This is a genomic window from Sphaerisporangium sp. NPDC049003, assembly GCF_043197795.1.
Lineage (GTDB): Bacteria > Actinomycetota > Actinomycetes > Streptosporangiales > Streptosporangiaceae > Sphaerisporangium.
The window spans coordinates 18,197-43,247 of record NZ_JBICTU010000046.1 but is presented as its reverse complement, the minus strand read 5'-3'; the positions used below and the strand labels follow the sequence as shown (position 1 = coordinate 43,247).

The 25,051-nt window shown below is 69.0% G+C and carries 25 protein-coding genes and 1 tRNA gene; 11 read left to right on the top strand and 15 right to left on the bottom strand.

Annotated elements, in window-relative coordinates; translation table 11 throughout:
* Positions 1-511: 511 nt before the first annotated feature.
* Positions 512-579 (top strand) — tRNA-Phe (locus ACGFIV_RS33635).
* Positions 580-691: 112 nt separating this feature from the next.
* Here ACGFIV_RS33635 and ACGFIV_RS33630 read toward each other — a convergent pair.
* The 3 genes from ACGFIV_RS33630 to ACGFIV_RS33620 all read right to left on the bottom strand — a co-directional run bounded on the left by ACGFIV_RS33630 (position 692) and on the right by ACGFIV_RS33620 (position 2,043).
* Entirely contained in the window at positions 692-1,138 is a 447-nt protein-coding gene (locus ACGFIV_RS33630) for a hypothetical protein (RefSeq protein ID WP_392839038.1), read from the bottom strand.
* 152 nt (positions 1,139-1,290) lie between these two features.
* A complete protein-coding gene (locus ACGFIV_RS33625; protein ID WP_392839036.1) occupies positions 1,291-1,458 on the bottom strand; it encodes a tyrosine-type recombinase/integrase in 168 nt (55 codons plus the stop codon).
* Positions 1,459-1,860: 402 nt separating this feature from the next.
* Complete coding sequence (locus ACGFIV_RS33620) at positions 1,861-2,043, bottom strand: hypothetical protein (protein ID WP_392839034.1); 183 nt, start codon at positions 2,041-2,043, stop codon at positions 1,861-1,863.
* Between ACGFIV_RS33620 and ACGFIV_RS33615 the strand changes: the two genes are divergently transcribed.
* Complete coding sequence (locus tag ACGFIV_RS33615; protein WP_392839040.1) at positions 2,018-3,553, top strand: MDR family MFS transporter; 1,536 nt, start codon at positions 2,018-2,020, stop codon at positions 3,551-3,553. The two genes, ACGFIV_RS33620 and ACGFIV_RS33615, sit on opposite strands and share 26 nt — an antisense overlap.
* Here ACGFIV_RS33615 and ACGFIV_RS33610 read toward each other — a convergent pair.
* Positions 3,550-4,074 (bottom strand): hemerythrin domain-containing protein, encoded by a 525-nt coding sequence (locus ACGFIV_RS33610; RefSeq protein ID WP_392839032.1) that lies wholly within the window; start codon positions 4,072-4,074, stop codon positions 3,550-3,552. The genes ACGFIV_RS33615 and ACGFIV_RS33610 overlap by 4 nt on opposite strands.
* 236 nt (positions 4,075-4,310) lie before the next feature.
* Here ACGFIV_RS33610 and ACGFIV_RS33605 point away from each other — a divergent pair, with 236 nt between their 5' ends.
* Entirely contained in the window at positions 4,311-5,312 is a 1,002-nt protein-coding gene (locus tag ACGFIV_RS33605; RefSeq protein ID WP_392839030.1) for a hypothetical protein, read from the top strand.
* Between the two features lie 265 nt (positions 5,313-5,577).
* On the opposite strand, the gene ACGFIV_RS33600 is transcribed toward ACGFIV_RS33605, so the two are convergent.
* From ACGFIV_RS33600 to ACGFIV_RS33590, 3 genes are all read right to left on the bottom strand, one after another.
* The gene (locus ACGFIV_RS33600; protein WP_392839028.1) at positions 5,578-7,446 is read right to left on the bottom strand and encodes a sigma-70 family RNA polymerase sigma factor; all 1,869 of its coding nucleotides are present in this window, start codon (positions 7,444-7,446) and stop codon (positions 5,578-5,580) included.
* Positions 7,447-7,664: 218 nt separating this feature from the next.
* A complete protein-coding gene (locus ACGFIV_RS33595; RefSeq protein ID WP_358550494.1) occupies positions 7,665-8,168 on the bottom strand; it encodes a hypothetical protein in 504 nt (167 codons plus the stop codon).
* A gap of 83 nt (positions 8,169-8,251) precedes the next feature.
* On the bottom strand, positions 8,252-8,722 hold the full coding sequence (locus ACGFIV_RS33590; protein WP_392839026.1) for a MarR family winged helix-turn-helix transcriptional regulator: 471 nt from the start codon (positions 8,720-8,722) through the stop codon (positions 8,252-8,254).
* A gap of 252 nt (positions 8,723-8,974) precedes the next feature.
* Between ACGFIV_RS33590 and ACGFIV_RS33585 the strand changes: the two genes are divergently transcribed.
* Entirely contained in the window at positions 8,975-11,107 is a 2,133-nt protein-coding gene (locus ACGFIV_RS33585; protein ID WP_392839024.1) for an MMPL family transporter, read from the top strand.
* Here the strand turns inward: ACGFIV_RS33585 and ACGFIV_RS33580 are convergent.
* The gene (locus ACGFIV_RS33580) at positions 11,028-12,017 is read right to left on the bottom strand and encodes a glutathione S-transferase family protein (RefSeq protein WP_358550488.1); all 990 of its coding nucleotides are present in this window, start codon (positions 12,015-12,017) and stop codon (positions 11,028-11,030) included. The genes ACGFIV_RS33585 and ACGFIV_RS33580 overlap by 80 nt on opposite strands.
* A 736-nt stretch (positions 12,018-12,753) precedes the next feature.
* Here ACGFIV_RS33580 and ACGFIV_RS33575 point away from each other — a divergent pair.
* Genes ACGFIV_RS33575 through ACGFIV_RS33560 form a run of 4 tightly spaced genes read left to right on the top strand, consistent with a single transcriptional unit; the run spans position 12,754 to position 15,227 of the window.
* Positions 12,754-13,458, top strand: a complete 705-nt coding sequence (locus tag ACGFIV_RS33575; protein ID WP_392839022.1) for an ANTAR domain-containing protein — start codon at positions 12,754-12,756, stop codon at positions 13,456-13,458.
* A 20-nt stretch (positions 13,459-13,478) separates the two neighbouring features.
* Positions 13,479-13,877, top strand: coding sequence for an STAS domain-containing protein (locus ACGFIV_RS33570; RefSeq protein WP_358550484.1), 399 nt, complete (start codon positions 13,479-13,481; stop codon positions 13,875-13,877).
* A gap of 21 nt (positions 13,878-13,898) precedes the next feature.
* Entirely contained in the window at positions 13,899-14,972 is a 1,074-nt protein-coding gene (locus tag ACGFIV_RS33565; RefSeq protein ID WP_392839020.1) for a quinone-dependent dihydroorotate dehydrogenase, read from the top strand.
* A gap of 51 nt (positions 14,973-15,023) precedes the next feature.
* Positions 15,024-15,227: a heavy-metal-associated domain-containing protein gene (locus ACGFIV_RS33560; protein ID WP_358550480.1), complete on the top strand. Its 204-nt coding sequence runs from the start codon at positions 15,024-15,026 to the stop codon at positions 15,225-15,227.
* Here the strand turns inward: ACGFIV_RS33560 and ACGFIV_RS33555 are convergent.
* From ACGFIV_RS33555 to ACGFIV_RS33540, 4 genes are all read right to left on the bottom strand, one after another.
* The gene (locus ACGFIV_RS33555; protein WP_392839018.1) at positions 15,224-16,966 is read right to left on the bottom strand and encodes a beta-N-acetylhexosaminidase; all 1,743 of its coding nucleotides are present in this window, start codon (positions 16,964-16,966) and stop codon (positions 15,224-15,226) included. The genes ACGFIV_RS33560 and ACGFIV_RS33555 overlap by 4 nt on opposite strands.
* Positions 16,967-17,020: 54 nt before the next feature.
* Positions 17,021-17,866: an N-acetylmuramoyl-L-alanine amidase gene (locus ACGFIV_RS33550; protein WP_392839016.1), complete on the bottom strand. Its 846-nt coding sequence runs from the start codon at positions 17,864-17,866 to the stop codon at positions 17,021-17,023.
* A gap of 92 nt (positions 17,867-17,958) precedes the next feature.
* Positions 17,959-18,207 (bottom strand): hypothetical protein, encoded by a 249-nt coding sequence (locus ACGFIV_RS33545; RefSeq protein WP_358550474.1) that lies wholly within the window; start codon positions 18,205-18,207, stop codon positions 17,959-17,961.
* 172 nt (positions 18,208-18,379) lie between these two features.
* The gene (locus tag ACGFIV_RS33540; RefSeq protein ID WP_392839014.1) at positions 18,380-19,468 is read right to left on the bottom strand and encodes a LacI family DNA-binding transcriptional regulator; all 1,089 of its coding nucleotides are present in this window, start codon (positions 19,466-19,468) and stop codon (positions 18,380-18,382) included.
* A 260-nt stretch (positions 19,469-19,728) separates the two neighbouring features.
* On the opposite strand from ACGFIV_RS33540, the gene ACGFIV_RS33535 reads away from it, so the two are divergent.
* Positions 19,729-20,322, top strand: a complete 594-nt coding sequence (locus tag ACGFIV_RS33535) for a TetR/AcrR family transcriptional regulator (protein ID WP_358550470.1) — start codon at positions 19,729-19,731, stop codon at positions 20,320-20,322.
* Between the two features lie 291 nt (positions 20,323-20,613).
* Here ACGFIV_RS33535 and bldC read toward each other — a convergent pair whose 3' ends face one another.
* Entirely contained in the window at positions 20,614-20,817 is a 204-nt protein-coding gene (gene bldC / locus ACGFIV_RS33530) for a developmental transcriptional regulator BldC (RefSeq protein WP_013133571.1), read from the bottom strand.
* Between the two features lie 320 nt (positions 20,818-21,137).
* On the bottom strand, positions 21,138-22,016 hold the full coding sequence (locus tag ACGFIV_RS33525) for a hypothetical protein (RefSeq protein WP_358550468.1): 879 nt from the start codon (positions 22,014-22,016) through the stop codon (positions 21,138-21,140).
* Positions 22,017-22,197: 181 nt separating this feature from the next.
* Here ACGFIV_RS33525 and ACGFIV_RS33520 point away from each other — a divergent pair, with 181 nt between their 5' ends.
* Together ACGFIV_RS33520 and ACGFIV_RS33515 are read left to right on the top strand one after the other, a co-directional pair.
* Positions 22,198-23,301, top strand: a complete 1,104-nt coding sequence (locus tag ACGFIV_RS33520; protein ID WP_358550466.1) for a Glu/Leu/Phe/Val dehydrogenase dimerization domain-containing protein — start codon at positions 22,198-22,200, stop codon at positions 23,299-23,301.
* Positions 23,302-23,451: 150 nt separating this feature from the next.
* A complete protein-coding gene (locus tag ACGFIV_RS33515; protein WP_392839006.1) occupies positions 23,452-23,679 on the top strand; it encodes a DUF3073 domain-containing protein in 228 nt (75 codons plus the stop codon).
* A 305-nt stretch (positions 23,680-23,984) separates the two neighbouring features.
* Here the strand turns inward: ACGFIV_RS33515 and purM are convergent, their stop codons facing one another.
* Positions 23,985-25,013: a phosphoribosylformylglycinamidine cyclo-ligase gene (purM, locus tag ACGFIV_RS33510; RefSeq protein WP_358550462.1), complete on the bottom strand. Its 1,029-nt coding sequence runs from the start codon at positions 25,011-25,013 to the stop codon at positions 23,985-23,987.
* Between the last annotated feature and the right edge of the window lie 38 nt (positions 25,014-25,051).

The window sequence follows — 25,051 nt, the reverse complement described above, 5'->3', positions numbered from 1 at the left end:
GGGTCATCGTCACTGTCTCGATCGTCCTGTCTAGCTCTGTTTCACATCATGAGGACTCATTCGTCCTATGTCTCACAAGAGTCTGACAGAGAGGGCCGGGGGGCAAGCCGCTGGGCTTCGTACAGTCTGGATCGATCGAGGTTCCTGGCCGGGTCATGAACATGGCGCCGATCACGTAGTGGCCGACGTGCTTGATGCGATGGAAATCCTGCACGCAAGGCGGTAGCTAGAACCGGGCTATCGGTTGGTGGGGGCCGATCTTGCTAACGTGCGTGCTAACAGCGTGCCTGAATAGCCCTGGACACTAGGAGAAGTTGATCAGGTGGCTAGGCGCTCTCATCAGGGGTGAAGAGGCGCCCAGAGATGTTGGTAGACGATCTTCTTCCGGCTTGTAAACAGCAGGTCAGTGGCCAACAGGGTTGTGCGGAGCTTGACGACAGCGGTGACGACAACATCGCCAACCACACCCGTTCAGCGGCGACCGTCCACAGCGTTCTGACCACGGTATCCGGTAGCTGAGCAGGCTGATCGTTCCGCCTGAAAAGCGGAAGGTCGGCGGTTCGACCCCGCCCCTGACCACACCACATGAACAGCCAAAACGCCCCGAGCCACCTGGCTATGGGGCGTTTTTGATCTCCAATGACAGCAAAACTGACAGCAACGTCGCCAGCTCTGCCTCTTTGCTAAGTCTCTAGGCGTGACGGTAGACCCAGCTTGTCGAAAACTCGGTGAGCGCTTGATCCACCCAAGCAGAGGATGTGAGAGACAACTCGTCTGCGGCGTCAGCGATCTGCTTCTTGAGCGACGGCTCGATCCTGACGGAAATGACCCGTAGCTGATGAGTTACTTCGTCAGGGAGCTGTGGAAAACCGTCTAGCGGCAGAGGCTGAGGGGCGGGGACCAAGCCGAGATAGAAGGAGGCGGCCGCAACGACCGCGTCCTTCACGCCGCATTTGGTAATGGCGCAGTAGACAGTGAGCCGGTGGTTCGTGTCATCGCCGATTTTGCTTGACTGCACGGCGGGCTGGGTGGTCCGTCTCCGGGCTCGTATTGGTCGCTTCGTTTGATCCTCAGGGGGAAGTGGTTTGTCTTCCTCGCTCGGCGGGGATGCAGGAGGCTGCACTTCGTCCCAGTTCATGGCGTTGAGTGTGGAGCATAAAGATCAGCGCCTCGACTCACCTGATGAGTCGAGGCGCTGCCACTATGGAGAGAGCTACACGAGCGCTTCCCCGAGCTTGCCGAGAGCGTTGAGTTTGTCGTCGAGGGAGACGTGGGCGTAGATGGTCCTGGTCACCTCGATTCGCTGTGGCCGACGATGTCCCGGACGACCTGAGGCGGTACGCCAAGGTTGAGGAGCAGCGTTGCGCAGGTGTGCCGCAGATCGTGAAAGCGCATGTCCCCGAGGCCGGCCGCCGTGCGGATCGCTCCCCAACTCCGCCGGAGGTTGTCCGGCTCCATGGGCGTCGCTCCTCATGCCGGCTCGGCGAAACGGTCATGTCCCATCCCCCGACGCCTTCATGATCAACCACTGGGGACGCTGGGAGTGGCATGAGACCTTCCACAGTGGGAGAGTCCAGCCGAGACCGGACTCATCCTCGACAGTCTGGCGAACCCATGACCGACTCTACGAAGTCAACCGGTTGTGCCGGCCACGCGACAACCTCTGGCGACAACGTCTGTCACCTCAAACCCACACCGGCGACCTTCCACCACCCTCTGATCACGCTCTCCGGCACCCGAGGCCTGGAAAGGAAGGTCGGCGGTTCGACCCTGCTCCTGACCACACCAACTGAACAACAGCTCGTGAGTGCGATCGCCGCGCCAATGGCGTGCCATGCAAGCAGTGACCAAGGGCGGCGTTCACGAGTAGGTCTGACCTGGGATGGAGGCGGCGCTTGAAGATCGTGTCTCCTCGGGTCGGCCGGTGATCAGCTCTTCACGGATGGTGCTGTCGGCGAAAACCAGATGACGCGTTGCATTGCTTGCCGCAAGGCTGGCCGGGCCGATGAGTTTGTCGGTGGCGGCGGACAGAATTTGCCGCATGACCACGACCACGCGTAAGACCGAAGGCTGCGACGCCAGCCATGACCACGGTGTGCCCGACAACCCCGAACGAGGTCCCGTGTCCAGTCCACAGCTCGCCTCACCAGCCACATCCGCGGCCACCGTTTCAGGTCGCACCCCGGCCGTGATCCGACTGCTGGTGCTCGCCACATTCGTGGTCATCCTCAATGAGACGATCATGATCAATGCGATCCCGCAGTTGATGGGGGCGCTGCACATCACCGAGCAGACCGCGCAGTGGCTCTCGACCGCCTTCATGCTGACCATGGCCGCGGTCATCCCGATCACCGGGTGGTTCCTGCAGCGGGTGTCCACGCGCCACGCGTACGCCACGGCGATGGGTCTGTTCCTCCTCGGTACGGTGTTGGCCGCCGTCGCGCCGTCGTTCGAGGTGCTGCTGGGCGCCCGGATCATCCAAGCGTCCGGGACAGCTGTGATGATGCCGTTGCTGATGACGACGCTGATGCAGGTGGTGCCCGAGAAAGACCGGGGCCGGGTGATGGGCACCGTCAGCCTGGCCATCTCGGTCGCGCCCGCGATGGGCCCAGCGATCTCGGGGGTGATCCTTCAGTTCGGGTCTTGGCGCCTGCTCTTCGCCGTGGTGCTCCCCATCGCCGTGGTGATCACTTGGGGTGGCCTGCGGCAGCTCAAGAACATTGGCGAGCGCCAGTTCAGCACCATCGACTGGTTCAGCGTGACAACCGCCGCGGCGGGCTTCGGCGGCCTGGTCTACGGGCTCAGCCGGTTCGGCAGCGGCAACGTCGGCAGTGCCGCTGGAATCGTGGCGGCCGGCCTGGTCACCATCGTCGTCTTCATCGTTCGCCAGCTGTCGTTGCAGAAGCGCGGCGTGCCGCTGATGGATCTGCGGACCCTTCGGCACCGCACCTACACGGTCGCGCTGACCCTGATGTCGGTGGCCTTCATGGCGATGCTCGGCTCAATGATCCTTCTGCCGCTCTATCTGCAGAACGTCCGAGAACTCAGCGCCCTGCAGACCGGATTGCTCGTGATGCCGGGCGGCCTCGCGATGGGTCTGCTCGGTCCGACCGTCGGCCGCCTTTTCGACAGGTTCGGCGGCCGGATTCTGGTCGTCCCCGGGGCGATCGGGATCACGGTCGCGCTCGCCGGCTTCACCCAGGTCACGATGACCATGCCGTACTGGCAGCTCCTCGGTTTGCACGCGCTTCTGATGGTGAGTCTGGCCGCGACCTTCACCCCGGTGTTCACCCTCGGACTCGGAGCGGTTCCCTCCCACCTCTACTCCCACGGCAGCTCGATCCTGAGCACACTCCAGCAGGTAGCCGCAGCCGTCGGCACCGCGCTCGTGATCACCGTGATGAGCGCCCGAGCCGATGCCCTGAAGGCCGAGGGAGTCACTGAGGCGCTCGCCACCCTCGGTGGCATGCGGCTGGCCTTCATCATCGGCGCGGTGCTGTCCGTGGCTGTGGTCGTGACCGCCCTGCTCCTACCGGCCCGGGCGGAGAGCTAGACCCGGGACGTGCCTGGCTGCCGGGGGTCGGTGGTCAGGAGGAAGTCGGGTGTCGCCGCGTCCCAGCCTGGCGCGTTCAGCGAGTTGAGGGTCGTCACGATGCGCTTCTCCTCGTAGACGAAGTGCGATTCCAGCAGGGCGGTGAGGCCGTCCAGTTCGGCCCGCACCCGCCGCGCCTCGGACGGGCCCGGATCCGGCTGGATGCCGCCGAGCAGTTCCTCCAGCCGCAGCAGGATGTCGCTCACGAGGTGGTGGTCCCGTTTCAGCTCGTCGAGCACGGGGCGCAGCGCGGGGAATCGCTCCGCGAGAACGGGGAAGACGCCGTCGTCCTCGCCGGTGTGATGCCGGCTGAGCGCCGAGCAGAATGTCAGGCAGTGTGCCCGGAGTTCGCGTGGCCGCTCGCCGTGGCCGTCGAGATGGGAATCGACGTCCTCACGGAGCCGGGCCAGCTCCTCGCGGAGCCAGAGGTGTACTTCGATCAGCTGATTGCCGAATGCCGCGAGGCGGCCAGAGTGTTCCATGGTCATCCCATGATTCGGCGCCTCCATGCCCTCGGCGGTCTGTATGCCGGGTGCACCGCGACGCTGACGTGGGATTTCATCATCCTTTGAGCGCGTAGTCAAGCAGGGCATGTCATCGAGCAAAGGGTGATTTTTTCCAGTGCCTTTTCATTACGTCGGGTTCCGAGGTCGTGTGCCACCTGATTCGGGGGAACAGTAAGGCGTATGATCACGGCAGGCCGAGGAGGGGGACTCGCGTGGTCGTAACCCGTGGTGGCCCGCCCGGAGAACGACGGATCGGCACGATTGTGGATCCTGAAGTGCCATGGGATGTCGCCAACTTGTTGCGCGGTAACGAGCGGCTTCTTTCCCGCATCCGCGCCGGATGGATCCCCGAGCACCAGGTGGACTTCGGCGTCCCGCGATTTCCGCGTTCCATTCGCGTCATGAGCGCGTGCCTGGCCTCATTCGCCATCGTGCTCATGCTGTTCAGCCGCATGATCGGCACGGCGGTGTTCGGGCTTCTCGTGGGGCTCGTACTGGTGTCCTATCTGCTCATGGGTGGCGGTTCGAACGCGTACGAGGAAGACGAGACACCGGAGCGCATCGTGTACGGGCACGCCCGCCGGTACGCGGGCCGTTATCTCCTTCCCGAGGATTTCGACGCGGCGAGCAGGGAACTCCTCGCCCGTTCCAGGAGGGCGGTCGATTCGGTCCTGCGGTCCCGGGTGAATCGGGAGGGCCTGATGGACGGCATCGGCAACGCGGTGATCCTTCCCGCCCACGAGTGGGAGATCGCACGCTTGCTGGCCAAGCTTTCCGCGTTGCGTTCCGAACACGCCGAGATCGTCGGTGTGGACGTGTCCCACGAGGTGTCGGCGGTCGTGAGCCCGCTTGAACGGGCGCTCGCGGCGAGCGAGGCCGCGGTCACCGCCCGGGTCGAGGCACTGGAGCGATATTCCCGTCATATCGCGCAGGCCGAGCGCGCCTATCACGCGCGCACCCAGATCGAGGCGTTGCGCGAACGGCTTCCCCGTTATGAGGAACTGCTCGCGGAAGCCGGTTCCGACAGGCTGGCCGTGCCCGATATCGCGATACTCGCCGAGGACGCCGATCGCCTGGAACAGGCTTTGAACGACAGTGTGCGCTCCGCCCGCGAGGCGTTCCACTACCTCGATGGCCCCGCGCGTGAAGAGGGCCGTGAAGAGGGCCGTGAAGTCCGTGAAGTCCCTGAAGAGCGTGAAGAGGACAAGGTGTGAGAAGGCATTACGGCGATCGCTGAATCGCAGGAGCGTTGGACCGTTCCCCCGCCTACGGGCAGCCATTGGAGAGGTTCTTCCCGTCGCCGAATACCAGGAGGAGTTCAACAGGGTTTACGAAGGATCCCGCGACACCGTATGGAAGCTCGAACGTGCGCAGGAGTTACGAGCCCGACGACGAGAGCTGGCGGGCCGCCGCCTGTGATCGGCGAGCGACGTCCCCCTACCTGAGCCGGGTCAAGCGACCTGAGACGGGTCGAAGTGGTCAGCGGGCCGACTGGAAGGCGCGGCCTGTCAGGGTCGGGACTCCGTTGCCGCGGAACAGCCCGCTGTTCGGCCCGGTGCCGGAGGAGGGCAGGCCGAACCACCCCCAGCGCCGCACGTACGGCAGTGAGGCAAGCATCTTGGCGGAGGCGGTGAGGAAGGCGGCCTGCCGCGCGTCCGAGGGGTAGCGGGTGCCGTTCGAGAAGTCGACCAGGGCGTACTCGGTCAGCCAGATCGGCTTGCGATAGCGCTGGTAGACCGCCCGCAGGTAGGTCCTGAGCTGGGTGACCGCCTGCGCGGTGCGGAAGTCGGCGCCGTACCAGTGCACCGCGACGAAGTCGACGCGGTAGCCGCGGGCTGCCGCTCCCGACATGAAGCGGTCGAGCCAGCCCCCGGGAGTGTCCCCGCCGAACGCCACGGAGGGGCTGCCGAGCACACGACCGGCGGCCATGAGCTTGGGCCACAGGGACAGCGCCTTCTCCACGGTCATGTTGGCCTGGGCGGACAGGTCCGGCTCGTTGAATCCGAGCAGGTACGGCCCGGCGCGCTTCGCCTGGGCGAGTTTCGCGGGCGTGACGCTGCCTGGCCCCCACACCATCGGGACGAACTCGACCGACTTGGACGTGCTGACGCCGTCATGGTGGGTGTCCCACGTGTAGTACCAGCTCGCGCCCGACTTGGCGAGCGCCGCGCTGAGCCCTGGCATCTTCCACACGCCCACCCCCTTCTTGGCCGAGACGGCCACGGAAACCGGCGCGCGAGACGCTTTGGGCCGGCTCGCAGCTGGGGAGGGCCGGGGTGTGAGGGTCGGCGTCGGCGTCGGCGCCATCTTGCTGGTCCTGGGCTTCACGACGGGTCCGGCCACCGGCGCGGGTGTGGTGACGAGGTGCCCGGCGACCACTGCGGCCGCGACGACGGCGGCCACCCCGGCCGCCGCCGGACCGTGGGGCACCGACGACAGCAGCTCGCGCGGCCCCCGTGAGCCCATGGCGTGGGATGCCCGGTGCGCGCCCCGCCCCGCGAAGAAGTGCGACGCGACGTGCCGGATCGCGTCCGTGGCCGGAGGTATGACCTGGATGTGGTCCAGCAGGAAACCGGCGGGGACGGGCAGCAGCGGAAGCCCGCTGAGCAGCAGGTCGATGGGCAGCAGCCCGGCGGCGCGGCGCCCGCAGATCGCGCAGCCGCGAACGTGCCGGGCGAGGCGCTTGCGCCACAGCGGGCTCGGCGCGCCATCCCAGTTCGAAGTGAGCGTGCGCAGCTCGGAGCACCCGGAGCCGGCCCGTAACGCCCGCACGACCGTACGAGCCGTCTGGACCTGCTCCTTCATGCGCTGGACGCGTACGGCGGTGTGGCGGCCGGACAGGCCGAGCGCGCCGGCCAGGTCCGCGCGGCCGAGTTCGCCGGTCTCCTCCAGCCACCACAGGGCGAGAAGCGACCGGTCGTCGTCGTCCAGCCACCGGGTGGCCTCGGCGACCTCGCGGCGCTGGTCGGTGAGCCCGAGCCGGAGGACGGTCAGGGCGGCGAAGTCGGACTCGGGGTCGGGCACCTCGGTGGCGGTGTCCAGGTCGGCCCGGCGGTGCTGCGTGGTCCGGCGGTCCTGCTCGTGGTCGCGTACCTGGCGGATGGCGATCGCCACCAGCCACGACCGGTACGCCTTGGGGTCACGCAGGTCGGGCAGGGCGCGGACCACCCGGAGCAGGGTCTCCTGGACCACGTCGTCGACGTCGTCGTGCCCGTTCAGGGCCCGGCCGACGATGTTGTAGACGAGCGGGAGCGAATCGGCCACCAGATCGTCCAGCGCCTGCTGGTCTCCGTCACGGGCGGCCGACACCATGGCCGTGTCGGGTCCGCCCCTACCGGTTCCGGGCATCGCGCTCCGCTCCCTGTCAGTCGTCCCCGCGTCGCCCGCGGGCGCTGGGCCGGGCAACGCTCACCATAAATGGACAAACCTCTCCACAAGAGGAGATCCGGCGAGTCCCTCCCTGAGAGGAGACCCGCCGAGCCCACAGGGGACAACGAAAATTCGGGTCTTTTGTCCCTGAAGACGCTGGTCCCGGCCCGGGGCGGGCCGGGACCTGGTCACGGGGGTTACTTGGACAGGTAGATGACCTTCCAGGTGCCCGCGTAGAGGCAGTTCAGCGACGGCTTGGAGGACTTGGCCTCGGAGCAGATCTTCAGCTCGACCTCGTACACGTCCGGGTACTTGAACGAGAAGGACTTCGGCGAGCCGTACGTGCAGTCGCGGACGGTGTGGTGCTTGAAGGGCAGGTTGCCGGTGTCGTCCAGGTAGGTGATGCGGAAGACCGCGAGGCCGCAGGACGAGCCACGCGTGAGGTCGGTGACCTTGCCGGAGATCTTCACTGTGTCGGCGGTGGGGATGACCTCGTGGTCCTCACCCGTGGCCGACAGGGAGCCGGCGGCCTTGGCCCGGCGGCCGGGGGCGTAGTACGTGCCCCACCCGGAGAAGGAGGAGGACGAGGCGGTGGTGACCGCGTCCGATGCGCCGGTGGACGCCTGTGCGGCGGCGGGGGCGATCGCGACGAGGGCGGCGGCGGCCACGGCCAGGCCGGTGAGGGTGCGGGTGATCGTCATCGGAGCGGTCCTCTCTGTTCGTGATGACCGCAGTATGTGATCGGCCGCTTGCAATCGCCTTGCCCGGTCGCTGCAAACGGGTATCAAGCACCGTCGATCGGACGGCTATCGCCGCCGTGGCCTGCCGCCGACTCGTGGCGCGCGCTGATCGTCGCGTCGATGCTCCCCGTGAGGAAGCGCTCGATCACCTGCCGCTCCTGGTCGGTGAACTCGCTGAAGGCGGCCGACAGGTGGCGGGCGAGGGGGGAGAAGAACTGGCCGCCCAGGGTGACGGCCTGCTCGTGCAGGGCCAGCTCGACCTTGCGGCGATCGGTCGCGCTCCTGCGCCGTTCGACGTGCCCCGCCTGCTCCAGCCTGTTGAGAAGGGCCGTGGTGGCCGGGGGGCTGAGGTTGAGGGCGGCGCCGAGGGTTCCGGGGCTGAGCGGCCGGCCCTCGCGGGCCGCGTCCATGATCACGACGACGGCGTTGACGTCGGTGCGGTGCAGGCGGTGGTCCGCGGCGAACCGCTCGGCGAACCGGTCGAGCTCGACGTTGAGACGCCGCATCAGCGTCATCAGCTCGAATGGGCTGCCGGCGTCTCTGCCTGGCGTGTCTGCTCTGCCTGGCGAGTCTGCTCTGCCTGGCGTGTCTGCCGACACGGCCGTCCTCCTTCGTGTCGTCGACTTCGTGTCGTCGACTTCGTGTCGTCGACTTCATGTCGCCGGCTTCGGTCGCCGGCTTCGTGTTGTCGGTTTCGTGTTGCCGCCGGCGCCTGGGTGCGCTTAATCTTCCGCCATAGAAATATTCCATGGATGAAAGAAACTGCTATGGCGCGAGCAGAGCATATTAGGTGGGCCGGGCTTTGGGGGGCACGCGGCAAGTGGGTCACGGTCGCCGTGGCACTGATCCTTTCCTGCCTCGCGCTCGCGTTCGGCGGGGCCTCGAAGATCGGCAGCGATCCGGCCGCCTCCCTTCCCAAGGGCGCGGAGTCGGCGGAGGTCGTGCGGCTCCAGCAGCGGATGCCGAGCGGCCAGCTCCTTCCCGCCCTGGTCGTGTACAGCCGTGACGGATCGCTGACCGCCCAGGACAAGGCCGCGATCGAGTCCGGCGCCGGGCGGATGGCCGCCCTGGCCGTGGGGGGCCGGGTCCCGCCTCCGGTCTTCTCGCCCAAGGGCGACGTGGCGCTGGTCTCCGTACCGCTCGCGGGGTCGCTCTCCAACGCGGAGCTGGCCGAGGCGGTCGGCGAGATCAGGGCCGAGAGCCGGCGGGGGCTGCCCCCGGGGGCGCGTGTCGAGGTGACCGGCGGCGCGGGCTTCAAGGTCGACCTCGCCTCGGTCTTCGAGGGCGCCGACATCACCCTGCTCGCCGTCACCGCCGGAGTGGTCGCGCTCCTCCTGCTGCTGACGTACCGCAGCCCCTGGCTGTGGCTGGTGCCCCTGAGCGTCATCGGGGTCGCCGACCAGGTCGCGTCCAAGGTCGTCGCCTTCCTGACCCGCACGACCGGCCTGACCGTGGACGACTCCACCCTGGGGATCACCTCCGTGCTGGTCTTCGGCGCGGGGACGAACTACGCCCTGCTGCTCATCGCCCGCTACCGCGAGCAGCTTCGCCTCCACGACGACCGCCACGTGGCGATGAGCGGGGCGGTCCGCTCGGCCGCGCCGGCCATCCTCGCGAGCTCCGCCACCGTGACCCTCGCGCTCGGGACGCTGGTCTTCGCGCTCTCGCCGTTCAACCGGAGCATCGGCATGGCAGGCGCCATCGGCATCGTCACCGCCGTGGCGTACGCGCTGCTGGTCCTTCCCGCCGCGATGGTGCTCTTCGGCAGGGGCCTGTTCTGGCCCTTCGCCCCCAAGGTCGGCCAGGCCGACCCGACGCGCACGGGGCCGTGGTCGCGGGTGGGGCGCGCGGTGTCGCGCAGGCCCGTCGTCATGACCGTGGTCAGCCTGGGAGTCCTGGCCGCGCTGGCATCAGGGATCATCGGCGTGCGGAGCGGCCTGTCGCAGACCGAGCAGTTCCGCGACCGGGTGGAGGCCATCGCCGGCCAGGAGACGCTGAGCCGGGCCTTCCCTGCCGGAAGCGCCCAGCCCGTGGTGGTCGTCTCCCGCACCTCGGCGGCCGAGGCGGTACGGGCGGCGGCCTCCGCCATCCCGGGGAACCCGCGCGTCACCATCGGGGAGAAGACCCCCGAGTACACCCGTGCCGACGTGGTGCTGAACGCCGAGCCGGGCAGCGAGGCGAGCTTCGCCGCGATCGGGAAGCTGCGTGAGGCCGTACACGCCGTACCCGGCGCCTCGGCGGTCGTGGGCGGGCCCGAGGCCGCCGACCTCGACGAGCGGGACGCGGCCGTCCGCGACCAGAAGCTGATCATCCCTCTGGTGCTGGCCGTCGTGCTCCTCGTGCTGCTGCTCCTGCTGCGGTCGGTCGTGGCGGCCGTCACGCTGGTGCTCACCGTGGTCGCCAGCTTCGCCGCGAGCTTCGGCGCGGGGTGGTTCGCCTTCACCCACGTCTTCGGCTTTCCCGCACTGGACCTCAGCGTTCCCCTGCTGAGTTTCCTGTTCCTGGTGGCTCTGGGGGTCGACTACAACATCTTCCTGACCACGCGTGCCAGGGAGGAGACGCCCGAGGCCGGCACCCGCGAGGGCATCGTCGCGGCGCTGGCGGTCACCGGCGGCGTCATCACCAGCGCGGGCATCCTGCTCGCGGCGGTGTTCGCCGTGCTCGGGGTGCTCCCGCTCATCACGCTCACCCAGATCGGGGTCATCGTCGGCTTCGGGGTGCTGCTCGACACCCTCCTCGTGCGGAGCGTGCTCGTCCCCGCCCTGGTCACGCTGCTCGGCGACCGCTTCTGGTGGCCCGGCTCCCCGCAGGACCCCGGCCTCAGGACGACAGCCGCTCCCGGCCGTGAGGGGCGTTCCAGTCGAGCAGGGGACCGGCCGGCACGATCCGGGCCGGGTTGATCCGCGGGTGCGTCCCGTAATAGTGCCGCTTGATGTGGTCGAAGTCCGTGGTCCCGCCGAAAGCGGGACGCTGGTACAGATCCCTGGCGTACGCCCACAGGTTGGGGTAGTCCACCAGGCGGCGCAGGTTGGCCTTGAAGTGGGTGGCGTAGACCGCGTCGAAGCGGGCGAGCGTCACCCACAGCCGTACGTCGGCCTCGGTGAGCCGGTCGCCGAAGAGGTAGCGGCCCGCGCCGAGGCGCTGTTCGAGGTCGTCCAGTGTCGCGAAGAGCGCCGTGACGGCCTCGTCGTAGGCCTCCTGGCTCGCCGCGAAGCCGCAGCGGTAGACCCCGTTGTTGACGGTGGCGTAGACCCGGTCGTTCAGCGTGTCGATCTCCGGCCTGAGGTCGGCGGGGTAGAGGTCGACGCCGGTGCCGGCCCACCGCTCGAACTGCGTTCCCAGGTCGATCGTGATGTCGGGGAAGTTGTTGCTGACGATGCGGCCCGTCTCGCGGTCCCAGAGCACCGGCACGGACACGTGGCCGTCGTATCCGGGGTCGCTCGCCTCGTACGCCTCGCGCAGCAGCGTGAAGCCGTTGACGGGATCGGCGGTGTGCCCGGGGCCCTCGCGGAACGCCCAGCCCCGGCCGTCGCGGATCGGGTCCACGACCGACAGCGAGACCACGTCCTCCAGCTTCTTCAGTGCCCTCACGATGATCGACCGATGAGCCCAGGGGCAGGCCGACGACACGTACAGGTGGTAGCGGCCGGGTTCGGCCGGGTAGCCGCTGGAGCCGTCGGCGGTCACCCGGTCCCTGAAGCTGTACGGCGGCCGGGTGAAGGCGCCCTTCGCCCCGGTGGAGGACTTCAGCCCGTAGTCACCATGAGCGGAGAAGTCCACCGGGCTCGCGACAGCGGAGATGTTGGTCACCGACGTGGTCCTTCCTGTGCAGGGGGAAGTATTCCTCATTAGAGCTCTTACCTGCGGTTTCCTGTGCCGCGGTACGGCCGTGGGGGCCGCGGGCCCCGCGCGGGCGCCACGACCACCGGGCAGCGCATAGGCTGACAGGGACCCGTAGTAGAAATGTCACATAATCATCGAACATGTGATCTAATCGTGCTTGCGGCACCGCACACGCGTGCGAAGCCGCGCGCATCTAATTGCATCCAGTAGTCGCGGAGCGAACCTGATCGCTCATCTGCGGCCACGCGCCTCGCCGTGCCACATCGCCCGGACGGGGCCGCGGAAGCCGTACGAGCGAGGCCGACGCCGTTCGACACCCTGATTTTCGACCAGGTGAGTCAACCACTTGGCCAGAGTCATCGTGCCGCACTACGCTTTGTCGCAGATCATTCCGCCCTGTGTCCGCGGAGCTTCCTCAAATGGAGGTGGCACCGCCATTGGCACGGGCGTTGACCATGTCAAGCGCGCTGTGGCTCCGCAGATCGCCGGCCGCGCTCGTCGATTCACTCCGTCCGACGGACGGTGTCATCGGCGTTCCTGCTTTCGCCCCCCGGATCCCCAGGCGATCCGGGTTGTTCGGGTTGTCACTCCCCGGCGCTCGCGAAAGCGGGACTGTTGTGCCCGATTTCGGGCAGATGCAATGCGAAAAGGCATGCCTCTCCATTGAGCCGGCGCAGGGATGAGGTTCTCAAGAGGATGGGAAATGACACGTATTGATCCGGAGTCCTTGGTCGCGAGCCTCAGAGGCGTGCAGAAGACCTCGGAGGCCACTGGGGTCGTGCACCACCTGGAACGCATCGTGCGCGTTGTGGACCGGCTGTTCGGCTATGCGGGCGCGGGTCTGATGTTCGCCGACGAGGGCAAGGCGCTGCGCTACCTGGTGACGACCGACGAGGCCGGACGCAGCCTGGAGCACGCGCAGGCGGCGATCGGCCGGGGGCCGTGCGTGTCGGCGTTCTTCAACAACGCCGCGGTGACCACGCGTGACGTCCAGTCCGACGAGCGATGGCCCGACCTGGCCGAGCTGCTGCATCCGAGCGTGCGGGCGGTGGCAGGGGTCCCCGTACGCCTGGGAGACGGGCCGGTGGGCACCCTGAACGTCTACCAGGCCGAACCCCACGACTGGGAGGAGTCCGACACCCAGGCCCTCCTCGCCTACGCGCACGTCATCGAGGAGGTGCTCGCGGCGGCGGTGAAGGCGGAGGAGAAGAGCGCGCTGGCCGACCAGCTCCAGTACGCCCTCGACTACCGCATCGTGATCGAGCGCGCGATCGGATACCTGATGGGCAAGCACGATCTGACCGCCGCCCAGGCCTTCACCGGCCTGCGCAAGCGGGCGCGTGACAGCCGGCGCCGGGTCGCCGACCTGGCCGCGGAGATCCTGGGCGAACAGGCGCCCCCAGCCTGAAGGGCCGGCCGATCGTGATAGTGATCACACCGCATGACCCTCCGCCGCGCACGGCGCTGGTGATGGCTCTGCACGGCGACCTCGACCTTGAGGGCGCCGCGGAGTTGCGCCTCCGCCTTCCGGTACTGCTCGTCCGCCACCAGCCGCTTCACGTGAACCTCGACCTGGCCCAGGTGATGTTCCTCGACTGCGCGGGGGTCCGCGTGCTGAATTGGCTGGACCGGTACATGCGGGAGCACGGTGGCACGCTCACGATCGTCCGGCCCTCGCGGCGGGTCCTTCGCCTGCTCAGGCTCCTGCGCTTCGACCACCGGCTGTGGATCAGCCAGGAGGACCGGCATGAAATCGTTCCACCGGAGAGCTGGCGGACCATCAGCCTCACCACGCCGCGCATGGACCACGACCCGAGCCTCAACTGATCCCGGCTACCCTGATCGGTGATGTATCGACTGCTCTTCGCGCAGGTGCTCCGGCGGTTCGACGCCGAGACGGTGCACCACCTGACCATTCGCGCGCTCCGGGTCCTCTCGCTCGCCCCCGTCGTGAAGCGCCGGCTCTACAACAGGCTGGCGCCACGCGACGAGGCGCTCCGCGTCCAGGCATTCGGGGTCCATTTCCCGAGCCCCTTCGGGCTCGCGGCGGGCTTCGACAAGGACGCGAGCTGCGTGGAGGCCCTGGCGGCCCTCGGCTTCGGGCATGTGGAGGTGGGCACGATCACCGCCCACGCCCAGCCCGGCAACCCCCGCCCGAGGCTGTTCCGGCTGGCCTCCGACCACGCGATCGTCAACCGCATGGGCTTCAACAACCGCGGCGCCCAGCAGGCCGCGCGGCGCCTGCGAAGGCCGCGTAGCCTGCCCGTGGTGGTCGGGGTGAACATCGGCAAGACCAAGGTCATCCCCGAGGAGCTGGCCGTGCGCGACTACGTCGCAAGCGCCAGGAAGCTCGCCCCGCTCGCCGACTACCTCGTCGTGAACGTCAGCTCCCCGAACACCCCCGGCCTGCGGAACCTCCAGGCCGTCGAGCTGCTGCGGCCGCTGCTGAAGGAAGTACGGCAGGCCGCCGGCCGTACGCCGCTGCTCGTCAAGATCGCCCCTGACCTGGCGGACGAGGACATCGACGCCGTCGCCGACCTCGCGGTCGAGCTGGGTCTCGCGGGCGTCATCGCCACCAACACCACCATCGGCAGGGAAGGACTGTCCCCGGCCGAGGCGGCCGGGGCCGCCGAGACCGGAGGGCTGTCCGGACGTCCGCTCAAGGCGCGCTCCCTGGAGGTGCTGAGAAGGCTGCGCGCGCGGGTGGGCGACCGCGTCGTCCTGGTCTCGGTCGGAGGCGTCGAGGACGTCGACGACGTGTGGGAGCGCCTGCTGGCCGGGGCCACCCTGGTCCAGGGCTACACGGCGATGATCTACGAGGGCCCGCTCTGGGCCTGGCGGATCAACCGGGGCCTTTCGCGCAGGCTGCGCCGCCACGGTTATTCGTCGGTCCGCGAGGTGGTGTGCCGGGTGGGCGGCTAGCGCCGCCGTGCCATACCCTGGCTGGGTACATCTGCGAGGAGGGGCGTACCCATGACCACCAGCACATATACCGTCACCGGCATGACCTGCGGCCACTGCGTCAGCTCCGTCAAGGAGGAGGTCGGCGAGGTGCCGGGTGTCACCGGTGTCGAGGTCGACCTCGGGAGCGGGCGCGTCGAGGTGACCGGAGGCGGCCCCCTCGACGACGCAGCCATCCGCGCGGCGATCGTGGAAGCCGGCTACCAGGTCTCCTAGCCCAGGCTCGGGCGGGTGGAGTCGGCCGCGTGGGTGAGCTCCTCCAGACGGCGCATCACCTCGGCCACCGGCACCGCCCCCGGCCGGTGCCGCCGGGCGCCCGTCCCGCCGCGCTGCCACGGACGAGGCCCCGCCGGCGGCCGGTACTCCACTCCGTAGGCGTCCAGCCGGGCGAGATGCGCGGGCAGCGCGCCGGCGAACCCCTCGGAGCCACCCGACCACGTGAGCTGGGCCAGGGCGCACCCGCGCGGCCAGGCCCGGTAGTCGAGGGTCCGCCCGTCGGGGATGCGCTCGGTCCAGAGCTGGAACTGCGCGCCCAGCACCCGGCCCGCCTCCTCGGGGGTCCAGGACGCCGGCACGGGCTCGAAGGCCGCCACGTCCTCGACGGTGATCGTGTCGCCGATGGCCACGGGCTCCTCGGGCGACGCGGCCTCGGCGTAGTCGAAGTACAGGGGGAACACCGAGGTCGCCACGATGTCGTGCCCGGCGGCGGCGGCCCGCCGCCCGACCTCCACGCCCCGCCACGGCATGACGATCGTGTCCTCGCGGAGCATCCCGCTCACGAACGCCTCGTCCCACACCACGGCCCGGGAGCCGAGGCCCGCCAGCACGTCGGCGAGCCCGCGCAGGAACCACGCGTGCAGGTCGCCGGGGGTCGCGAGCCCGAGTGACTCCCGGTGGGCCTCGATCCCGGCCGATGCCGCCCACGCGTCGAGCACGCACTCGTCGCCGCCGATGTGGAAGTACGGCACCGGGCCGAGCGCCTCGATGATCTCGGCGAAGACCGTCGCCAGGAAGTCGGTCGTGCCGGGGAGCGGGGACAGGATCGCCGGGGAGATCCCCCAGCGGTCCAGCACGCCGTGACGCCTCGCCGGGTCGGCGCCGAGGTGCGGGTACGCCGCGAGGATCGCGGACGCGTGGCCAGGGACGTCGATCTCCGGCACGATCGTCACGGCCCGCGCGCGGGCGTAGGCGGCCATCTCCGACAGGTCCGCCAGGGTGTAGAAACCGCCGTGCGGGGTGTCGTCGTGCTCGGTCTCGCCGTGGAAGTGCTTGGTGGTGGTCCGCGCCCGGTGCGATCCGATCTCGTGGAGCAGCGGATAGGCCCGGCTCTCCACCCGCCAGCCCTGGTCGTCCACCAGGTGGAGGTGGAGGCGGTTCAGCTTGTGGACCGCCAGCAGGTCGATCAGGCGGAGCACTTCACGCTTCGGCATGAAATGTCGGGAAACGTCGAGGTGGGCGCCTCGCCACGAGAAGCGCGGCGCGTCCTCGACCCGCCCGCACGGGACCGTCCAGCGGGCGCCGGGCAGGGGCGCCGACCGGAAGGCGTCGGCCGGCAGAAGCTGGCGGAGCGTCTGGCCCGCGTACAGCGCGCCCGCCGCGCCCCCGGCGGTGATCCGTACGGCCTCAGGGGCCACGCTCACGGCGTAGGACTCCGGGCCGAGACTCGGATCAGGCTCGACGCTGATCGTCGCCTGGCGCCCCGTCTGAGCCCCGCCGGGGGCCGTGCCGCCCCCCGCGAGGCCCGCGGCACCCCGTGTCAGGCCCGCGGCGCCCCGTGTCAGGCCCGTGTCGCTCTGCCCGGGGCCCGTCTCGTCGCGGCCGAGGTCCAGTACGGGCAGCGCCAGCCGTACGGCGTCGACCAGATCGGCCGGACCGGACACCGCGTCGCGAGGGGTGAACTCGTACGAGCCTGGCGCGAGGTCGAGGACCTTCGGACGCGGGATCAGGTCAGCCATGCCCCAGATCATGCCAAAGAGCGGGTGCCGTCACCCGTCGTGGGGTGAGGACGGTCAGCCGAGGTACTTCTGCAGGCCTTCGGTCAGGGACACCGCGATGCGCTGACGGAACGCCGGGTCCTTGAGCTTGGCGGCGTCGGTCGGGTTGCGCATGTTGCCGGTCTCGATGAAGACCTTCGGCACCGTGGAGAGGTTCAGCCCGCCGAGGTCGCTCCGGAAGTCGAGCGCGTCCTTGCCGAGATACGTGGAGTACGGCATGCCCGTGCCCGACTTGTAAGCCTCGCGCAGCGCGAGGCCGAGCTTCTTGGAACTCCCCACCACGGGGTCGACCGGGCCGTTGATCTTCTTCGGCATGATGATGTGGAAGCCCCGGCCCGAGGCGGGGGCGCCGTCGGCGTGGATCGAGACGGCGGCGTTCGCGTGGGCCCTGTTGCCGATGGCCGCGCGCTGGGTGATGCACGGGCCGACGCCCGAGTTGCTGTCGCGGGTGAGCTTGACGGTGGCGCCCTTGGCCCTCAGCAGCTTGACCATGCGGTTGGCGACGTCCCACGTGAAGGCGGCCTCGGAGTAGCCGTCGTTTGTGGAGGTGCCGGTGGTGTCGCAGGGCTTCCACTGGGTGAGGACGTTGACCTTCTTGTTGACGACGTCGGGGTGCCGGTAGTTCCCGCCGTTGTGCCCGGGGTCGATCACGATGACCTTGCCGGACAGCGGCTTGGCGGGGGACGGTGTGCCGGCCGTCGCGACGCGTGCCGAGGAGGACGCGGGCCGCGCCGCCACGCTTCGCGTCTCGGCCCTCCGGGGCGCGGTGTCGGCGGCGCTGCTGCTCGCCGCTCCGCCGCAGGCCGAGGCGCCCAGCCCACACAGGGCCAGGAACGTTACGGCCAGTGCTCGACTGGTCACGATGATCCCCTTCGAAGACGACCTGTCCGCAGTCCAACCTACGCGTACCCGCGTGGTGGACCGGCCGTTATGCGAAACGGGGACGAGCGGGGCTACCAGGCGGGCTCGCCGAGGTTCTGCTTCTGGAGCAGCGCGGCGAGCTCCCTGGCGTCCTCGGCGTCCAGGCCGAGGACGACGCGCGGGCGGCCCCACGGATGGTCGATGGAGTGGGCGACGTAGCTGGCCACCGACTCGGTCGAGCCCTCGTCGTCCTTGCCCCGGGTGGCCCGCCAGTGCGCCCACGCACGCTCTAGCTCGGCCGCCGCGCGCTGGGCGCACGAGACCAGTTCCGGATCACGCATGTCTACCCCCCGGTCAGACGCCGGCCGCCTGGCCCGGCGGGCACTGCCTGCCCACCCGCTGCCCCCACGACAAGCGAGCGTTCCAGTCCTTTTCGGACCGGTCCGGCACGCCGGGGGGCCGGCGCCTGCTCTGAGTCAACACGGGGAGGGCGCCGATCCCGTGGATGTTGACCTACCCTTGGGCATCACTTGGAGCCGGGCCGGTGCTGTGCCGTACCACCAGGCGGGGCGTGACCTGGCGCAGGCGTGCCAGCTTGCCCGGGTCGGTGATGCGGTCGCTCAGCAGGGCGGCTGCCGACCTGCCCATCGCCCGGCGCGGCTGGTCCAGGGTGGTCAGCGAGATGTGGTGCACGGCGGCCAGGTGCGTGTTGTCGTACCCCACGACCGACAGGTCCTCGGGGACGCGCAGCCCGAGCTCGCTCGCCGCGACCAGCACTCCGAGGGCGACGACGTCGTTGGCGGCGAAGATCGCGGTGGGGCGCGGGTCGCGCTCCAGCAGCGCCCTTGCCGCCCGCCGCCCGCCCTCCTCGGTGAAGTCGCCGTGCTCGACCATGATGTGCGGGGCGAGCGCGTGCCTGCGCATCGCGACGAGGTAGCCCTCGCAGCGGAAGCGCGCCGACGACGACGGCGTGCCCTCGATGTGCGCGATGCGGCGGTGGCCGAGCTCCACCAGGTGGTCGACCGCGAGGCGGGCGCCGAGCTGGTCGTCGTCCACGACGATGTCCACGCTGTCGAGCTCGACGTCCCGCTCGCCCACGACGACCGTGGGCGTGTACGCCGCGGCCTCGGCCAGGGTCTCGCTGGACGGGGCGACCCCGAGCAGCACGAGGCCGTCCACCCGGAGCTCCAGGAAGGCCTCGACGGCCTCCTCCTCGAAGGCGGGGTCCCAGCGGCCGCTTCCGATCAGCAGCCGGAGGCCGTCACCGTGGAGGCTCTCCTGCAACCCGTCGAGGAATTCGGCGTAGAACGGGTTGTGGAGGTCGGCCACGAGGGCGCCGACCAGGTGGGTGCGCCCTTCGACGAGGCTGCGCGCCACCGCGTTCGGCCGGTAGCCGAGCTCCCTGGCCGCCTGGAGCACCGCCTCACGGCGGTGTTCGCTGACGTGCGGGGACCCCCTCAGCACCAGGGAGACCAGCGACTTGGAGACGCCCGCGCGTTCTGCGACGTTCCGGATCGTCGGGCGGGGGCGGGGCCCGTGGGCGTCGCCCAGCCCGGCCTCGGCCGCGCCGAGATCGGAAGGGTACCGAGCGGTCGTCTGCATGGACGGTCCTGACATGGTTCTCCCCACGCTGAGTGGATGTGCACCTGTCAGACCAAACGATCGAGTCGCGTTGAGGGTACGGGTGACTTGTGCGCCTCGGCAGATGGTCATCGGGGCTGCGCTTATTGGGCACCGCCTCCGATAGTGTGCGCATTGTGGGTGCGACATCAAGGGCCCCAGGTGAGCGAGAGAGCTCCGGCACCGGGGACGTGCGTCCGGTACGACGAAGGCTGAGCGTTGACCGCCGCCGGGAAGAGCTGATGGCGGCGGCACTGGAGCTTTTCAGCAAGCACGATGCCGAAGATGTGTCCATAGACGACGTGGCTACGGCCGCGGGGGCCTCGCGGGCGCTGGTCTATCACTATTTCGGCGGAAAGCAGGAGCTGTACGTCGCCGCGTTGCGCAGCGCGGCCCAGGAGCTGGAAGAGATGCTCCGCCCCGTGAACGGCGCCACCGCGATCGAGGGGCTGGCCGCGGGGCTCACACGCTACTTCGATTTCGTGGAGGACCACGCGGCCGGTTTCGCGGCGCTTCTCCGTGGAGGGCCCGCGAACCGCGCGGGCGACGTGGGGGAGATCGTCGAGGGCGTGCGCAGGCGCCTCTTCAAGATGATCATGAATCAGATGCAGGTGAGCGAGCCGACCCCGGTGTTGCGCACGACGCTCAGGTCCTGGATCGCCTCTGTGGAGACGGCGGGGCTCGACTGGCTGGAGAACCGCGACATCGATCGTCAGGCTCTCGAACGCCTGCTCGTCGACCAGATGGTGGCTCTTCTCGGGGTCGCCGCCCGGCACGACGGCCCGGCCGGCGGGTCGCTCCCGGAGCTCGGGCGCGAGCCCGGCGAGCGGGGTTAGGTCCTTCTCACAACGATGACCGGTGGATAGGGCTTCCGTGCGGTGGAGGCCCTAGATCCGTTACCCACCGGGACGCACCCGCACGGGCCTGGTGAGGTGGCGCCGGGCGGGCGGCGCCTCCCACACCTGGCCCATGGCCTCGGTCACGGTCACTCGGGCGCGCAGTGGGGGCTGTATGGCCCCCGGTGGCCCGGGTCCGCCTCACGCGGTCATGGGTGTGTGGTTGGACGCGCTCACATACGTGACGCGAGCGCGCCGGTTCTCCCCCCTAGGTCCGTGACGGTCCCCGCCTCACTCCGACCGCTGCTGCGGGATACCCGCGAGCAGCGCACGGACCTCGGTCTCCCGGTAACGCCGGTGACCGCCAAGGGTGCGGATGGACGTCAACTTGCCCGCCTTCGCCCACCGAGTAACGGTCTTGGGGTCGACGCGGAACATGGTGGCGACCTCCGCCGGGGTGAGCAGTGGCTCGGCCTCGGGTGTACGAGCTGACATTTGTGCGGCCTCTCCTCCGTGGACCGGCGACAGCGATCCTGCGACTTGTGTTGGCGCTTGTCACGGATGTCCCACAATGATCCAATTCATACGGATTTTCTGGACCATATGCGGTATCACCCGATGTGACCATACAGCCACGTAGAGCGATTGGCGAGCCCTCTAAGTACAACGCCTTGTCCACGGGTTGATGTCACGCTCGGTGATTCTAGCGACACGTTTCGTGGTATCGCAGTGAAAACGGCAAACTACTCAGTTCGCAGAAGCGAGCTGGTGACTCCCGTTACCTACTTTTGCAGGTCACGTCGAGGATTTGCGGTTCAGTTCGCCGATTCGAGGGCTTGTATTGACTTCCACCGCACGATCACTCGCTGATACATGGCGAAGGCCAGTTCTTCTTGACCCGTGTCCAACCCTGTGAGGGCCGCGGCGAGCTCCGCGGCGGACTGGTCGCCCTGGAGTGTCGCGTCGTCCATCAGGTGGACGAGGCCGCCGTAGTCGAGCTCGACCAGGGAATGCGGGTGGAACTCCTCAAGCCAGCGCCCCACCTCCTCCACGTCGGAGAGGGTGGTCACATCGCCGACGTGGCGGCGGATGACCACCAGGGCGCGCGCGACCCTGCGCCGGGCCTGCGCCATCGAGGTGACGTACAGCAGATTCCTCGCCGGGGCCGTGGTGGTCGGGGCGGTGGGCTCGGTGGTCGGCTCCTCCGGCCGGCCGAGGACGAGCCAGCGCTCGGCGGAGTCGAAGGGCACGAACCAGGGAGTCGGGATGTGCCAGGTGCTGGTACGGATGTGCGTGCGCAGCGCCGACGAGTTCCCCTTCTGCTTGAACCGGTCGAAGTCGTCTGCCGTCTGCTCGGCGATGGCCCGGGGGACGAACCGGTCGGCCAGCTTGATGGGCGTGGCGCCGCGGAAGCGGGCGAAGGCCAGCCACGACCGGAGCCTGCTCTGCCAGGGGCAGACGTACAGGGTGTCCTCGATGCGCCGCAGATAGGCGTTGGCGCTCTCGCCGCCGGGCGCCGGCATGGCCGACACGCCGAGAAGCCGGCGGACGGCCTCCGAGTGCTCGGCCTCCAGGGCGAACGCACGGCGCGGCCGGTCCTTGGAGTCGGCGTACGTCGCCCAGAAGGCGCGCTCGCGCTCGGTGAACGCGGACAACGGCTCGTAGACGCGGAGATAGGCGGCGTAGGGCAGCACATCTCGAATGGTGCCACGGAGCGGCGAGCCGACGCGAGCGAGCGGGCGGGCGGCGCCACGCGCGGCGCGCCCGGTGTGTCGGGATCTGGCCGATCATGGTGAGGGCAGAAGCAGCTAGATAGGGTGGTTCCGGGATCCGCCGCGACGAGGCGGCGGACGAGATTGACCGGGAGTCACCATCGTGACCGACGTCTTCGGGCTGTCCCACAAGGACGTGAGCCCATCGATCGGACAGGCAAGACACGAGCAGGTCGTCTTCTGCTCGGACGACCGCAGCGGCCTCCACGCGATCATCGCGATCTACAACACCGCACTCGGCCCCGCGCTCGGAGGCACGCGCTTCTACCCGTACGAGACCGAGCAGGCGGCGCTGGAGGACGTTCTCAACCTCTCGCGTGCCATGGCGTACAAGAACGCCCTGGCGGGGCTCGACCTCGGCGGAGGCAAGGCCGTGATCATCGGCGATCCGGCCAAGGACAAGAGCGAGGCGTTGCTGCGGGCCTACGGCCGCTTCATCCAGTCGCTCGGCGGGCGCTACTTCACCGCGTGCGACGTGGGCACCTACAGCGAGGACATGGACATCGTCGCGCGGGAGTCCCAGTTCGTCACCGGGCGCACGGTGCCCAACGGCGGCGCGGGCGACTCCTCGATCCTCACGGCCTTCGGCGTGTTCCAGGGGATGCGTGCCGCCACCGCGTACACCTACGGCTCCTCCACCCTGCGCGGCAGGCGGGTGGGCGTCGAGGGCGTCGGCAAGGTCGGCCACCGGCTGGTGGAGCACCTGCTGGAGGACGGCGCCGAGGTCGTGATCTGCGACGTGAGCGAGCAGGCGGTCGAGCGGGTCAGCAGGGCCCACCCCGAGGTCCAGGTCGTGGCGGACGCCGCGGCGATGAAGGCCGCCGACATCGACGTCTACTCTCCGTGCGCGCTGGGCGGCGCGCTCGACGACGAGACGGTCGCGGGACTCCGGGCGAAAATCGTGTGCGGAGGGGCCAACAACCAACTGGCCCATCCCGGCGTGGAGAAGCAGCTCGCGGAGCGAGGAATCCTTTACGCTCCGGACTACGTCGTGAACTCCGGAGGCGTCATCCAGGTCGCCGACGAGATCCACGGCTTCAACATGGACCGCGCCAGAGTAAAGGCGACCCAGATCTTCGACACGTCGTTGAAGATCTTTTCTATCGCTGACGAGGAAGGGGTCCCGCCGGCTGCGGCGGCCGATAGGCTGGCGGAGCGCAGAATGTCGGAAGTCGGACGGCTTAGGGGTATTTGGCTGGGCCGCTGACTACGGACGCCCATACGGCGTACCGAGCGGCGCGCAAAACAGGTACGGTTGTAGTCGAACGAGAGCTGACGCCGGAAGTCAGGCGGCGTCAGCGCGTGGTGCGTTAGCGACGAGGGGTCGGGCACGACCCCGCATGAGGGGGTCGAGCCGATGGGGCGCGGCCGAGCCAAGGCCAAGCAGGTGAAGGTTGCACGCCAGCTCAAGTACAACAGCGGCGGCACCGATCTTGACCGTCTTCGCGAGGAGCTCGGAGTCAATCACGACTCCAACCAAAACGATGATGATGACGTCGTCGACGACGAGCTGGCCGATCGGTACGCCGATTACGCCGGCGAGGTCGACGACGATGACGAGGACGACAGGTCCCGTCGCCGGTAGGCGATTTTCGGGTTGACGCAGGTAGGGCACCCGGTGAGCAAAGGCTCGCCGAGTGCCTCCTTCGCGCGCTCGAAGGCTCCTTGCCATGCCGCATGGCGAGGAGCCTTTCGTCGTGTTCGTGGAGCTCCACATCGCTGTCAGCACCGCCACTGCCGTGACCGAGATCACTTTCCCGCCCGGCGCGTCCGCGCGGAGCGCGTCCAGTCACGTCGCCCGGACGGCCACCGGCCGGTTCCGGCAGACCTGTCCGCTTGTGGCCAACGATGTCTCACCACCGTCGGCCACCCGTCTCCGGCGCGGCCGGGTCAGGCCCGGAAGCGGGCCTCGCCCGTACCCGGGACGATCTCACCGAGGACCCACGCGTGCTGGTCGTGCTCACGCAGAGTGTTCAGGGCGGTCTCGACGGCCTCCTCCGGCACGATCGCGCACATGCCGACGCCGAGGTTGAACGTGCGGTCCATCTCCTCCTGGGGCACCCTGCCGTGCCCGGCGATGACCTCGAAGATCGGCTGAGGCGTCCACGACGAGCGGTCGAGGACCGCGTCCACGGAGCCGGGCAGCGAACGGGCGAGGTTGGCCGCCAGGCCGCCGCCCGTGATGTGGGCGAACGCGTGGACCTCCACGGCCCTCGTGAGGCCGAGGCAGCCGAGTGAGTAGATGCGCGTCGGCTCCAGCAGTTCCTCGCCTAGCGTACGGCCCAGCTCGGGAAGCGACGACTCAAGCGCCAGGCCGGCCGTACGAAGGACGTGCCGGACCAGGGAGTAGCCGTTGGAGTGGACGCCGGACGAGGCGAGCCCGAGGACCACGTCGCCCGGACGTACGCGCTCGGGCCCGAGCAGCTCTGCGGCCTCGACCACCCCGGTGCCCGCGCCGGCGAGATCGTACTCGTCCGGCCCCATGGCCCCCGGGTGCTCCGCGGTCTCGCCGCCCACGAGGGCGCAGCCGGCCAGGCGGCAGCCCTCGGCGACCCCGCCCACGATGTCGGCGATGCGCTCGGGGACCACCTTGCCGCAGGCGATGTAGTCGGTCATGAACAGCGGCTCGGCCCCGCACACCACCAGGTCGTCGACCACCATGCCGACCAGGTCGATGCCGATCGTGTCGTGCTTGTCCAGCGCCTGGGCCAGCATGACCTTGGTGCCCACGCCGTCGGTCGAGGTCGCCAGCAGGGGCCGCTTGAAGCGCAGCAGCGCCGACACGTCGAAGAGCCCGGCGAAGCCGCTGGCGTCGTCGACCACCTCGGGACGCCGCGATCGCGCGACCCGCGACTTCATCAGCTCGACCGCCCGGTCACCGGCCTCGATGTCGACGCCGGCGGCGGCGTAGCTGGTCATGAAGCCTCCTTCGTCGGCCCCTGCGTCAGGGTGCCGAC

Bases quoted from the DNA above. Each gene is read 5' to 3' on its own strand.
- ACGFIV_RS33630 (WP_392839038.1), bottom strand. From the start codon at position 1,138: ATGAACTGGGACGAAGTGCAGCCTCCTGCATCCCCGCCGAGCGAGGAA.
- ACGFIV_RS33625 (WP_392839036.1), bottom strand. From the start codon at position 1,458: ATGGAGCCGGACAACCTCCGGCGGAGTTGGGGAGCGATCCGCACGGCG.
- ACGFIV_RS33620 (WP_392839034.1), bottom strand. From the start codon at position 2,043: ATGCGGCAAATTCTGTCCGCCGCCACCGACAAACTCATCGGCCCGGCC.
- ACGFIV_RS33610 (WP_392839032.1), bottom strand. From the start codon at position 4,074: ATGGAACACTCTGGCCGCCTCGCGGCATTCGGCAATCAGCTGATCGAA.
- ACGFIV_RS33600 (WP_392839028.1), bottom strand. From the start codon at position 7,446: ATGCCCGGAACCGGTAGGGGCGGACCCGACACGGCCATGGTGTCGGCC.
- ACGFIV_RS33595 (WP_358550494.1), bottom strand. From the start codon at position 8,168: ATGACGATCACCCGCACCCTCACCGGCCTGGCCGTGGCCGCCGCCGCC.
- ACGFIV_RS33590 (WP_392839026.1), bottom strand. From the start codon at position 8,722: ATGACGCTGATGCGGCGTCTCAACGTCGAGCTCGACCGGTTCGCCGAG.
- ACGFIV_RS33585 (WP_392839024.1), top strand. From the start codon at position 8,975: ATGGCGCGAGCAGAGCATATTAGGTGGGCCGGGCTTTGGGGGGCACGC.
- ACGFIV_RS33575 (WP_392839022.1), top strand. From the start codon at position 12,754: ATGACACGTATTGATCCGGAGTCCTTGGTCGCGAGCCTCAGAGGCGTG.
- ACGFIV_RS33565 (WP_392839020.1), top strand. From the start codon at position 13,899: ATGTATCGACTGCTCTTCGCGCAGGTGCTCCGGCGGTTCGACGCCGAG.
- ACGFIV_RS33560 (WP_358550480.1), top strand. From the start codon at position 15,024: ATGACCACCAGCACATATACCGTCACCGGCATGACCTGCGGCCACTGC.
- ACGFIV_RS33555 (WP_392839018.1), bottom strand. From the start codon at position 16,966: ATGGCTGACCTGATCCCGCGTCCGAAGGTCCTCGACCTCGCGCCAGGC.
- ACGFIV_RS33545 (WP_358550474.1), bottom strand. From the start codon at position 18,207: ATGCGTGATCCGGAACTGGTCTCGTGCGCCCAGCGCGCGGCGGCCGAG.
- ACGFIV_RS33540 (WP_392839014.1), bottom strand. From the start codon at position 19,468: ATGCAGACGACCGCTCGGTACCCTTCCGATCTCGGCGCGGCCGAGGCC.
- ACGFIV_RS33535 (WP_358550470.1), top strand. From the start codon at position 19,729: ATGGCGGCGGCACTGGAGCTTTTCAGCAAGCACGATGCCGAAGATGTG.
- bldC (WP_013133571.1), bottom strand. From the start codon at position 20,817: ATGTCAGCTCGTACACCCGAGGCCGAGCCACTGCTCACCCCGGCGGAG.
- ACGFIV_RS33515 (WP_392839006.1), top strand. From the start codon at position 23,452: ATGGGGCGCGGCCGAGCCAAGGCCAAGCAGGTGAAGGTTGCACGCCAG.
- purM (WP_358550462.1), bottom strand. From the start codon at position 25,013: ATGACCAGCTACGCCGCCGCCGGCGTCGACATCGAGGCCGGTGACCGG.